Genomic DNA, 11,191 nt, shown 5'->3' on the forward strand with positions numbered 1-11,191 from the left:
CGGGCGACCCGCCGAGGCGCGTCGCTCACAGGCCCGCGGCGGCGCGCAACTCCTCGACACGGTCGGTGCGCTCCCAGGTGAACTCGGGCAGCTCGCGGCCGAAGTGACCGTACGCGGCGGTCTTCGCATAGATGGGCCGCAGGAGGTCGAGGCGGTCGATGATCGCCTGCGGCCGGAGATCGAACACGTCGCGGATGGCCGCCGAGATGACCTCGTCGGCGACGTGGCCCGTACCGAACGACTCGACGTAGAGCCCCACGGGTGCGGCGCGCCCGATCGCATAGGCGACCTGCACCTCGAGACGGTCGGCCAGGCCTGCGGCGACGGCGTTCTTCGCGACCCACCGCATCGCATAGGCCGCGGAGCGGTCGACCTTCGACGGGTCCTTGCCGCTGAAGGCTCCGCCGCCATGCCGTGCGGCGCCCCCATAGGTGTCGATGATGATCTTGCGGCCGGTCAGTCCGGCATCCCCCTTCGGGCCGCCGACGACGAACGGCCCCGCGGGGTTGATGACGTACTCGACGTCGGAGATGTCGAGACCGGTTTCGGCAAGCACCGGCTCGATGACCTCGGCCTGCACGGCCGCCCGCAGCGCCGGCAGCGAGATGTCGGGCTGGTGCTGTGTCGAGAGCACCACGGTCTCGACCGTGCGGGGCACCGCGCCCTCGTAGCCGAGGGTCACCTGCGTCTTGCCGTCGGGCCGCAGGAACGGCAGGGCCCCGGTGCGGCGGGCCGATGTCAGACGCTCGGCGATGCGGTGGGCAGTCCAGATGGCCATCGGCATGAGCTGCGGCGTCTCGTTGGTCGCGTAGCCGAACATGATGCCCTGGTCGCCGGCGCCGAGCGCATCGGTCGGATCGATCGAACCCTGCTCGCGGTGCTCCAGGGCGTTGTCGACGCCGGCGGCGATATCGGACGACTGCTCGCCGATCGACACCGTCACACCGCACGAGTCGCCGTCGAAGCCCGTCTCGCTCGAGGTGTACCCGATTCCGTTGACGACGCCGCGGACGATGCCGGGGATGTCGGCGTAACCGTCGGTGCGCACTTCGCCCGCGACGTGCACCAGACCCGTCGTCACGAGGGTCTCGACAGCGACACGGGAGCCGGGGTCGACCGTGAGCAGCGCGTCGAGGATGCTGTCGGAGATCTGGTCGCAGATCTTGTCGGGGTGCCCCTCGGTGACGGACTCGGACGTGAACAGGCGCAGCTGGCTCATCGGGGCTCCCTGTGGGACGGAACGGGGCGGGATCGGGACGGAGACGATTCTGCCCGCGGCGGCCGACATCCGGCTGCCGCGGGCAGAAATGTGACGGGTCTACCGCCGGATCAGTCGAGCGAACGCAGGCGGAGCTTGTCCTCGTGGATCTCGTGCATCGCGATCGTCAGCGGCTTGTCCTCGACCGACGAGTCGACGAGCGGGCCGACGTTGTCGAACAGGTTGCCCTCGTGGAGGTCGGAGTAGTAGTCGTTGATCTGACGCGCACGCTTGGACGCGTAGATGACCAGCTGGTACTTCGAGTCGACCTTGTCGAGCAGGGCGTCGATGGGCGGGTCGATGATGCCTTCGTTGCTTCCGGCCATGGCGGATCCTTCCGGGATCGATGTCGGTGGAGAGTCTGCTGCCGCGCCGCAGGCGCAGGCATCCCCCCAGTCTACGCGATCAGTCGGCCAGCGCGGCGACCTCGTCGGCCGCGCGCGCGACGGTGTCATTGACGACGCGGTAGTCGAACTCGCCCTGCGAGGCGAGCTCGACACGCGCCGTACGGAGGCGACGGGCGCGTTCCTCGGCGTCCTCGGTTCCCCGCCCGACCAGCCGGTCGACCAGTTCGTCCCAGCTCGGCGGCAGGAGGAAGACGAGGGTCGCATCCGGCGCGGCCGCGCGCACCTGACGGGCTCCCTGCAGGTCGATCTCCAACAGCACCGTGCGCCCCGCCGCGAGTGCCGCCTCGATGGGCGCCTTCGGCGTGCCGTACCGGTGACGGTTGTGCACGGTGGCCCACTCGAGCAGCTCGCCCTCGGCGATGAGACGGTCGAACTCGGCGTCGTCGACGAAGTAGTAGTGCTCGCCGTCGACCTCTCCCGGCCGCGGGCCCCGGGTGGTCGCCGACACCGACAGCATGATCTCGGGATGGTTGTCGCGGATGTGCGCGGCGACCGTTCCCTTGCCGACGGCAGTGGGCCCGGCCAGCACAAGCAGCCGCGATCGGCCGGCACGCGGCTGGGGCTCGGGCAGGCGGGCATCCAGGAACTGCTGAAGCGCGAGCCGCTGACGCGACCCCAGCCCGCCGAGGCGCTTGACGGGCGAGATGTCGAGATCCGCGAGGATCCGGTCGCGCTTGTTCTCACCGATCGCCGGGATCGCCGTGAGGAAGTCGGTCACCCGCATGGCGCCGGCCGCCGACTCGGGATCGGCGAGAGCGCGCCGCAGGAGCTCCTGAGGTGAGATGACGCGCATCGCGACATCCTTCTTCAGCGCCGCCCGCTCGCGTCGCGCTTCGACGGCACGGCGTGACGCCGCGGCGCGGTCGACCTCGGGTGGGTGGGGACGATCAGCCACGGGCTTCCTCCTCTGCCTCGGCGAGCTCCCGCCGATGCGCGTCGATGGCGTCGATGATTCCGTCGGGACCGGCGGCGAGCACGCTGCGGCTGGCGCTCGCGACCACCTGGCCCGCGAGCGGTCCGAACACCGAACGCACCGCGCCGAGCGCCACGCCCTGCGCGCCGAAGCCGGGAGCGAGGATCGGTGCGCCGCGAAGCGATTCGTGCGTGAGACCGAGCTCGTCGCGGTCGACGGTCGCACCCACGACGAGCCCGACGTGACCGAGACCTCCCGCGTCCGCCGCCGCACGGTTCGCCCATCCGACGCCGGCGGCGACCCAGTCCGCGACCGTCTGGCCGCGCTGCGCCTCGACGACGGTGACCTCCGCCGACTGCAGTCCGAACGCCTCGGGGTTGCTGGTGGCGGCGAGGACGAAGACGCCCTTGCCGGCGCGCGCCGCGGCTGTGATCGTGCCGCGGAGCGACCCCGGGCCGAGGTACGGGCTCACGGTGACGGCGTCCGCCTCCAGCGGGGCGCCCGGCTCGAGCCACGCCGCGGCATAGCCGTCCATCGTGCTGCCGATGTCGCCGCGCTTGGCGTCCGCGATGACGATGAGGTCCGCGTCGCGTGCGGCGCGCTGCACCTCTTCGAGCGCGGCGAAGCCCGCTGACCCGTAGCGTTCGAAGAAGGCGACCTGCGGCTTGACGATGCCCACCCGCTCGCGCGCGGCCTCGACCACGCGCAGACCGAACTCGCGCACGCCCGCGGCCGAGGCCGGAAGGCCCCAGTCCGCGAGCAGTGCGGCGTGCGGGTCGATGCCGACGCAGAGCGACCCATACGTGTCGAGCGCGCCGGACAGGCGCTCCCCGAATGCGGTCACCTGCGCCCCGCCCGCTCGAGGGCGTAGTCCTGCAGGCTCTTGACCTCGAACCCTTCCCGGAGCACGGGCAGCGCGCTCACGGCGGCACCGAGGACGGCCATCGTGGTGAACAGGGCACGGTCGCCCGCCACGGCCGCGGCCCGGATCTCGTAGCCGTCTGCGCGAGCGACGCCGCCCGAGGGCGTGTTCACGACCATGTCGATCTCGCCGGCGTTGATGAGATCGACGACGTTTCGCTCCCCCGAGCCCTGGGTCTCGGAGTACTTGCCGACGACCTCCACGCGGATGCCGTTGCGAGCGAGGATCTCGGCGGTCCCCTCGGTCGCGATCAGGCGGAAGCCGAGCTCCTGCAGCCGGTGGGCAGGCAGGATGACGGCGCGCTTGTCGTCGTCGGCGACCGACAGGAACACGGTGCCCGAGGTGGGCATGCCGCCGTAGGCGGCCGCCTGGCTCTTCGCGAAGGCGGTCGGGAAGTCGCGGTCGATGCCCATGACCTCACCGGTCGAGCGCATCTCCGGGCCGAGGACCGAGTCGACCGTCCGGCCGTCAGCGGTGCGGAAGCGCTTGAAGGGGAGTACGGCCTCCTTGACGGCGACCGGCGCATCGAGCGGGACCCGCGAGCCGTCCTCGGCGGGCAGCAGCCCCTCGGCCTTCAGCTCGGCGATCGACGACCCGGCCATGATCCGCGACGCGGCCTTGGCCAGCGGGATGCCGAGCGCCTTCGACACGAAGGGCACGGTGCGGCTCGCGCGGGGGTTCGCCTCGATGACGTAGAGCACGCCCGCCGAAACGGCGAACTGCACGTTCAGCAGACCCCGCACGCCGACACCGCGGGCGATGGCGAGAGTCGCCTCGCGCACCCGGTCGATCTCGGTGCGGCCGAGCGACATCGGCGGCAGCGTGCAGCTCGAGTCACCGGAGTGGATGCCGGCTTCCTCGAGGTGCTCCATCACGCCGCCGATGTACAGCTCTTCACCGTCGAACAGCGCGTCGACGTCGAGCTCCACGGCGTCATCGAGGAAGCGATCGACGAGCAGCGGGAGGCCCGGGCCGATGATCGCCTGGTCGGCGACGCGCACGAAGTAGTCGCGCAGGCTCTCGGTGTCGTAGACGATCTCCATGCCACGGCCACCGAGGACGAAGCTCGGGCGGACCAGGACGGGGTAGCCGATCGACTCGGCGACCTCGACGGCCCCCTCGACGTCGATGGCGGTGCCGTTGCGCGGGGCGACGAGACCGGCGTCGTCGAGCAGACGCGAGAAGAGCTCGCGCTCCTCCGCCAGATCGATCGCCGCGGGCTGGGTGCCCAGGATGCTGTACCCGGCCGCCTCGATGCCCTTTGCGAGCCCGAGCGGCGTCTGACCGCCGAGCTGGCAGATGACGCCGAGGATCGTGCCGGACTGCGACTCGGCGTGCAGCACCTCGAGGACGTCCTCGAGCGTCAGCGGCTCGAAGTAGAGCCGGTCGCTCGTGTCGTAGTCGGTCGATACCGTTTCGGGGTTGCAGTTGACCATGATCGTCTCGTAGCCGGCGTCCGCCAGCGCGAAGCTGGCGTGGACGCACGAGTAGTCGAACTCGACGCCCTGCCCGATGCGGTTGGGGCCCGAGCCGATGATGACGACCTTCGTGCGCTCGGAGGGCGTGACCTCGGTCTCGGTGTCGTACGACGAGTAGTGGTACGGCGTGAGCGCGGGGAACTCACCGGCGCAGGTGTCGACCGTCTTGAAGACCGGCCGCAGGCCGAGGCCGTGGCGGACGCCGCGCACCTCTTCTTCGGTGATGCCGCGCAGCTGCGCGATCTGCGCGTCGCTGAACCCGTGGTCCTTCGCCGTCCGAATGACGTACTCGTCGAGCTCGCCCGCGTCGGCCACGAACGCCGCGACCTCGTTGATCAGCTCGATCTGGTCGAGGAACCACGGGTCGATCGCGGTGGCCTCGAAAGCCTGCTCGACCGTCGCGCCCTTGCGCATCGCCTGCTGCAGGACCACGATCCGGCCGTCGGTCGGGGTCTTCGCGATCTCGAGCAGCTCGTCCACCGAGCGCTCCTCGTCGCCCCAGTGGAAGCTCGATCCGCGCTTCTCGAGCGAGCGCAGCGCCTTCTGGAGAGCCGTGGCGTAGTTGCGCCCGATCGCCATCGCCTCGCCCACCGACTTCATGGTCGTCGTGAGGGTGGTGTCGGCGGCCGGGAACTTCTCGAAGTTGAAGCGCGGCACCTTGACCACGACGTAGTCGAGCGTCGGCTCGAAGCTCGCCGGGGTGACCTTCGTGATGTCGTTCGGGATCTCGTCGAGGCGGTAGCCGATCGCGAGCTTCGCGGCGATCTTCGCGATCGGGAACCCGGTCGCCTTCGACGCCAGCGCGGACGAACGCGACACGCGCGGGTTCATCTCGATGACGATGATGCGCCCCGTCTGCGGATCGACCGCGAACTGGATGTTGCAGCCACCGGTGTCGACGCCGACGGCGCGGATGATGTCGATGCCGATGTCGCGCATCTTCTGGTACTCGCGGTCGGTGAGCGTCAGTGCCGGCGCGACCGTGATGGAGTCGCCGGTGTGGACGCCGACCGGGTCGACGTTCTCGATCGAGCAGACGACCACGGTGTTGTCGGCCGAGTCGCGCATGAGCTCGAGCTCGTACTCCTTCCACCCGAGGATCGACTCCTCCAGCAGGACCTCGGTCGTGGGCGAGTCGCGCAGGCCCGCTCCGGCGATACGGCGCAGGTCCTCCTCGTCGTACGCGAAGCCCGAGCCGAGCCCGCCCATCGTGAAGGAGGGGCGCACGACGAGCGGGTAGCCGAGCTCGGCGGCGCCCGCGAGCACCTCGTCCATCGTGTGGCAGATGCGGCTGTCGGCGACATCCGCTCCCGAGTCGATGACGAGCTGCTTGAAGATCTGCCGATCCTCGCCCTTGTTGATCGCCTCGAAGTTCGCGCCGATCAGCTCGATGTCGTACTTCTCGAGGATGCCGTGCTTGTGCAGGTCGATCGCCGCGTTGAGAGCGGTCTGACCGCCCAGGGTCGGCAGGATCGCGTCGGGGCGCTCCTTGGCGATGATCGTCTCGATGACCTGCCACGTGATGGGCTCGATGTACGTGGCGTCGGCGAAGTCGGGATCGGTCATGATCGTCGCCGGGTTGGAGTTGACGAGGATGACGCGGACGCCCTCCTCGCGGAGCACGCGGCACGCCTGGGTGCCGGAGTAGTCGAATTCACAGGCCTGGCCGATGACGATCGGCCCCGACCCGATGACGAGGACGCTCTGGATATCGTCGCGCTTGGGCATCAGTTCTTGTTCTCCTGGGTCGCGACCACGAGGTCGCGGAAGCGGTCGAAGAGGTAGTTGGCGTCGTGCGGGCCGGCGGCGGCCTCGGGGTGGTACTGCACCGAGAATGCCGGCAGGTCGAGGGCCCGCAGGCCCTCCACGACGTTGTCGTTGAGGCCGACGTGGCTCACCTCGACGCGGCCGAAGCCGGCCGGGCTGTCGACGACGCCCTCGATCGGCGCGTCGACGGCGAAGCCGTGGTTGTGCGCGGTGATCTCCACGCGCCCGGTCTGCTTGTCGAGCACGGGCTGGTTGATGCCGCGGTGGCCGAAGGGCAGCTTGTAGGTGCCGAAGCCGAGGGCGCGGCCGAGGAGCTGGTTGCCGAAGCAGATCCCGAAGAACGGCAGCTTCTCGGCGAGGACGCCCCGCAGAAGCTCGACGTGGTGGTCGCTCGCGGCCGGGTCGCCCGGGCCGTTGGAGTAGAACACCGCGATCGGGTCGATCGCACGGAGCTGCTCGAACGTGACGTCCTGCGGGAGGACGTGGACGTCGAATCCGCGGGCGGCGAGGTTGTTCACCGTGGCCTGCTTCACGCCGAGGTCGAGCACCGCGAGGTTTCCGAGCCGCTCCCCCGTCGCCGGGGTCACCTCGGCGGCGGGCACCGACACCTCGGCGGACAGGTTGCGACCGGTCATCTCCGGCGCCTCGCGGACGATGCGCAGCTGCTCCTCGGGATCGATCTCGGCGGCGTCGCCGCTGAAGACGCCGCCGCGCATCGAGCCCGCCGAGCGCAGGACGCGCGTGACGGCGCGCGTGTCGATGCCGCTGATGCCGACGATGCCGTCGCGCTCGAGCGACTCGTCGAGCGAGTGCTCCGAGCGCCAGTTCGACACGACGCGCGAGGGGTCGCGCACGATGTAGCCGGCGACCCAGATGCGGCGCGACTCGACGTCCTCGCCGTTCATGCCGGTGTTTCCGATGTGGGGTGCGGTCTGCAGCACGATCTGGCCCGCGTAGGACGGGTCGGTGAGGGTCTCCTGGTAGCCGGTCATGCCGGTCGCGAAGACGACTTCTCCGAGGGTGGTGCCGCGCGCGCCGTAGGCGCGGCCGATGTGGCGGGATCCGTCCTCGAGCACGAGCACGGCGGGGTCACGGGTGAACAGTGTCACGCGTCGCCTCCTGGGGTCTGGGTGGGGGTCACGATGGTCTGGATGGCATCGGCCAGCGCACGGGCCGATGCGGTCTGGGGCCGGAAGTAGCTGTCCACGATCGTCTCGTCATCGATCAGCCAGCTCAGGCGTGTCAGGCCCTGCTTCTCGACGACACGGTCGATGGCGACGGTGGCCTGATCGACGGAGACGATGCGCCCGGCGGGGATGTACAGGCGCGGCTGACCGGTCAGGTCGATGGCCACGCCGTCACCCGCGCCTCCCGCGGCGACGATGACGTCGACGCGGGAGCGGAATCCGAGCCCGCGGATGGCGAGGCGCTCGAGCGGCTCGTCGTGGCGGGTCGTCGCGACGTAGAGTCCCGAGATCGCCGCCGTCTGCACGGCGCCCGCGGGCAACTCGCCCACCGGTGCCGTGAGGCCGCTGTCGCGCCTCGTTCGTCGTCGCCAGGCCCAGACCCCGAGTGCGAGCAGCACCAGGGCGACCGCGACCATGACGAGCAGAGCTCCTTCGCGGGTCACGCGCGGGCTCCCGGGCGTTCGAGCAGGTCACCGTCGGCGACCGTCGGCGTGCCGCGGAAGAACGTCCAGCGCACCTCGCCCGGCAGTTCGCGATCGACGTAGGGCGAGTTCACGCTGCGACCCCGCAGGTCGGCATCCGTGAAGGTGCGGACCGGGCGCGGGTCGTACAGCGTGAACGAGGCGGGGCGGCCGGCCTCGAGCGGCGTGCCGGCATCGGCCAGGCGGCCGATCCGAGCGGGAGCCGTCGAGAGCACGCGGGCGACGTCGCCCCAATCGAGCAGTCCGGTGTCGACGACCGCTTGCTGCACGACCCGCAGCGCGGACTCGAGACCGACCATGCCGTTCGCCGCGGCGGCCCATTCGCACGTCTTCGCCTCGGCGGGGTGCGGCGCGTGGTCGGTCGCGACGATATCGATCGTGCCGTCGGCGAGGCCCTCGCGGACTGCCCGCACGTCCTCGTCACGGCGAAGCGGCGGGTTGACCTTGAAACGCGCGTCGTAGCCGCGGACGAGTTCTTCCGACAGCAGCAGGTGGTGCGGGGTCACCTCGGCGGTCACGTTCACGCCCCGCTTCTTCGCCCACCGGATGATGTCGACCGAGCCCGCCGTCGAGAGGTGGCAGACGTGCAGTCGAGAGCCGACGTGCTCGGCGAGCAGGACGTCGCGCGCGATGATCGACTCCTCGGCGACCGCCGGCCAGCCGGTCAGTCCCAGCTCTGCCGACACGGTGCCCTCGTTCATCTGGGCGCCCTCGGTCAGCCGCGGATCCTGAGCATGCTGGGCGACGACGCCGTCGAACGACTTCACGTATTCGAGGGCGCGGCGCATGATGAGCGGATCGAAGACGCAGAAGCCGTCGTCGCTGAACACGCGGACGCGCGCCCGCGAGGCGGCCATCGCGCCCAGCTCGGCCAGGCGCTCGCCCTTCTGCCCGATCGTGACGGCGCCGATCGGCTGGACGTGCACGTACCCGGCGGCCTCGCCCAGGGCGAGCTCCTGCTCGACGACACCCGCGGTGTCGGCGACGGGCGAGGTGTTGGGCATCGCGAAAACGGTGGTGAACCCGCCCGCCGCTGCGGCACGCGACCCGGTGAGGATCGTCTCGGACGCCTCGAACCCCGGCTCGCGCAAGTGGGTGTGCAGGTCGACGAGCCCCGGCAGGGCGATGAGCCCGTCGGCGTCGACGACGGTGGCACCTCTGGCGCTCAGGCCGGTGCCGACCTCGGCGATCGTCCCGTCGATGACCAGCATGTCCGTCGCGTCGCTGCCGGCCAGGCGCGCTCCGCGGATGAGGAAGCTCTCGCTCATCGTCCGTCCTCCTCAGCTTCGGTGCGCTCGCCCGCGAGCAGCAGGTAGAGCACGGCCATCCGCACCGAGACACCGTTCGCCACCTGCTCGAGCACGGTCGAGCGCGGCGAATCGGCGGCGGCGGCGGAGATCTCCATCCCCCGGTTCATCGGGCCGGGGTGCAGGACAATGCTATCGGCCGGGAGCGCGCCGAGCCGCGCGGCATCCAGGCCCCACATCCGCGAATACTCCCGTTCAGTCGGGAAATAGGCGGCGTTCATGCGCTCGAGCTGGATGCGGAGCATCATGAGCGCATCCGGACCCGCGGCGATGGCCTCATCGAGGTCGTAGATCACGCGGACCGGCCAGGCCGACACATCCTGCGGCACGAGGGTCGGCGGTGCGACGAGGGTCACCTCGGCACCCAGGGTCGTCAGCAGCCAGACGTTCGATCGCGCGACGCGCGAGTGCAGGATGTCGCCGACGATCGTCACCCGGAGACCGGCGAGGTCGCGGCCCCGGCTGGCCTCGCCGAAGAATCGTTTGCGGATGGTGAATGCGTCGAGCAGGGCCTGCGTCGGATGCGCGTGCGTGCCGTCACCGGCGTTGACCACACCGGCGCTGATCCATCCGCTGCCGGCCAGGGTCTGCGGTGCGCCGGAGGCGCCATGGCGGATCACGACGGCGTCGGCCCCCATCGCCTGCAGCGTTTGTGCCGTGTCCTGGAGGGACTCGCCCTTGGAGACCGACGAGCCCTTAGCCGAGAAGTTGATGACGTCGGCCGAGAGGCGCTTGGCGGCGGCCTCGAACGAGATCCGGGTGCGCGTGGAGTCCTCGAAGAAGAGGTTCACGACGGTCTTGCCTCGGAGCGTGGGGAGCTTGCGGACCTCGCGCTGCTGCGTAGCCGCCATGTCCTCCGCGACGTCGAGGATGCGCAGGGCGTCGCGCCGATCCAGGTCCTTGGTGTCGAGCAGGTGCCTCATGCTCCGATCGTCACCTCCTCGATGCCGTCGACTTCGCGCAGGCGCACATTGACCCGCTCGTCGCGGGCGCTGGGCAGGTTCTTGCCGACGAAGTCGGGTCGGATGGGCAGTTCGCGGTGGCCGCGGTCGACGAGAGTCGCGAGTCTGACGGCCGCGGGGCGACCGATGTCCTGCAGCGCGTCGAGGGCCGCGCGGATCGATCGTCCGGAGAACAACACGTCGTCGACGAGGACGACGACCTTGCCGTCGATGCCGCCCTCCGGAATCTCGGTCGGCTGCGGTGCCCTCGTCGGGTTGCGGTGCAGATCGTCGCGGTACATCGTCACATCGAGTGCTCCGACCGGGACGACCGTCCCGGAGATCTCCGCGAGGAGAGAGCCGATGCGTGCAGCGAGGGGAACGCCCCGCCGCGGGATGCCGAGGATGACGAGGTCGGCGGGTCCCCTGTTCGACTCGAGGATCTCGTGGGAGATCCTCGTCAGGGCCCGCGCGATGTCGGCTTCATGCAGCACGGTGCGCGTGCTCATCCGCCGCTCCCTTCTCCGCC

At 70.3% G+C, this 11,191-nt stretch carries 10 protein-coding genes; all 10 read right to left on the reverse strand.

Going from position 1 to position 11,191, the window contains the following annotated elements; all coding sequences use genetic code 11:
* Positions 1–25 precede the first annotated feature (25 nt).
* The 10 genes from metK to pyrR all read right to left on the reverse strand — a co-directional run bounded on the left by metK (position 26) and on the right by pyrR (position 11,171).
* A complete protein-coding gene (gene metK, locus VC184_RS08085) occupies positions 26–1,219 on the reverse strand; it encodes a methionine adenosyltransferase (RefSeq protein ID WP_112614866.1) in 1,194 nt (397 codons plus the stop codon).
* 110 nt (positions 1,220–1,329) lie between these two features.
* Positions 1,330–1,584, reverse strand: coding sequence for a DNA-directed RNA polymerase subunit omega (rpoZ, locus tag VC184_RS08090; RefSeq protein WP_023950606.1), 255 nt, complete (start codon positions 1,582–1,584; stop codon positions 1,330–1,332).
* Positions 1,585–1,663: 79 nt separating this feature from the next.
* Complete coding sequence (gene gmk / locus VC184_RS08095; RefSeq protein ID WP_323987703.1) at positions 1,664–2,560, reverse strand: guanylate kinase; 897 nt, start codon at positions 2,558–2,560, stop codon at positions 1,664–1,666.
* A complete protein-coding gene (gene pyrF / locus VC184_RS08100; RefSeq protein ID WP_274177923.1) occupies positions 2,553–3,422 on the reverse strand; it encodes an orotidine-5'-phosphate decarboxylase in 870 nt (289 codons plus the stop codon). The genes gmk and pyrF overlap by 8 nt, the downstream gene beginning before the upstream one ends.
* Positions 3,419–6,706, reverse strand: coding sequence for a carbamoyl-phosphate synthase large subunit (gene carB, locus VC184_RS08105; protein ID WP_323985714.1), 3,288 nt, complete (start codon positions 6,704–6,706; stop codon positions 3,419–3,421). The genes pyrF and carB overlap by 4 nt, the downstream gene beginning before the upstream one ends.
* Positions 6,706–7,854: a glutamine-hydrolyzing carbamoyl-phosphate synthase small subunit gene (gene carA / locus VC184_RS08110; protein WP_407667089.1), complete on the reverse strand. Its 1,149-nt coding sequence runs from the start codon at positions 7,852–7,854 to the stop codon at positions 6,706–6,708. The genes carB and carA overlap by 1 nt, the downstream gene beginning before the upstream one ends.
* Positions 7,851–8,375, reverse strand: coding sequence for a PH-like domain-containing protein (locus tag VC184_RS08115; RefSeq protein WP_274177925.1), 525 nt, complete (start codon positions 8,373–8,375; stop codon positions 7,851–7,853). Before VC184_RS08115 ends, carA begins: the two co-directional genes overlap by 4 nt.
* A complete protein-coding gene (locus tag VC184_RS08120) occupies positions 8,372–9,682 on the reverse strand; it encodes a dihydroorotase (RefSeq protein WP_282500996.1) in 1,311 nt (436 codons plus the stop codon). Before VC184_RS08120 ends, VC184_RS08115 begins: the two co-directional genes overlap by 4 nt.
* Positions 9,679–10,644, reverse strand: a complete 966-nt coding sequence (locus VC184_RS08125) for an aspartate carbamoyltransferase catalytic subunit (protein ID WP_274177927.1) — start codon at positions 10,642–10,644, stop codon at positions 9,679–9,681. Before VC184_RS08125 ends, VC184_RS08120 begins: the two co-directional genes overlap by 4 nt.
* A complete protein-coding gene (pyrR, locus tag VC184_RS08130) occupies positions 10,641–11,171 on the reverse strand; it encodes a bifunctional pyr operon transcriptional regulator/uracil phosphoribosyltransferase PyrR (protein WP_269266176.1) in 531 nt (176 codons plus the stop codon). The genes VC184_RS08125 and pyrR overlap by 4 nt, the downstream gene beginning before the upstream one ends.
* Between the last annotated feature and the right edge of the window lie 20 nt (positions 11,172–11,191).

Origin of the sequence: Microbacterium plantarum, from assembly GCF_035231185.1 — a bacterium.
Classification (GTDB): Bacteria; Actinomycetota; Actinomycetes; order Actinomycetales; family Microbacteriaceae; genus Microbacterium; species Microbacterium plantarum.

Excerpts from the sequence above, each read along its gene's own strand:
- metK (WP_112614866.1), bottom strand. The coding sequence starts at position 1,219 with ATGAGCCAGCTGCGCCTGTTCACGTCCGAGTCCGTCACCGAGGGGCAC.
- rpoZ (WP_023950606.1), bottom strand. The coding sequence starts at position 1,584 with ATGGCCGGAAGCAACGAAGGCATCATCGACCCGCCCATCGACGCCCTG.
- carB (WP_323985714.1), bottom strand. The coding sequence starts at position 6,706 with ATGCCCAAGCGCGACGATATCCAGAGCGTCCTCGTCATCGGGTCGGGG.
- VC184_RS08120 (WP_282500996.1), bottom strand. The coding sequence starts at position 9,682 with ATGAGCGAGAGCTTCCTCATCCGCGGAGCGCGCCTGGCCGGCAGCGAC.
- VC184_RS08125 (WP_274177927.1), bottom strand. The coding sequence starts at position 10,644 with ATGAGGCACCTGCTCGACACCAAGGACCTGGATCGGCGCGACGCCCTG.
- pyrR (WP_269266176.1), bottom strand. The coding sequence starts at position 11,171 with ATGAGCACGCGCACCGTGCTGCATGAAGCCGACATCGCGCGGGCCCTG.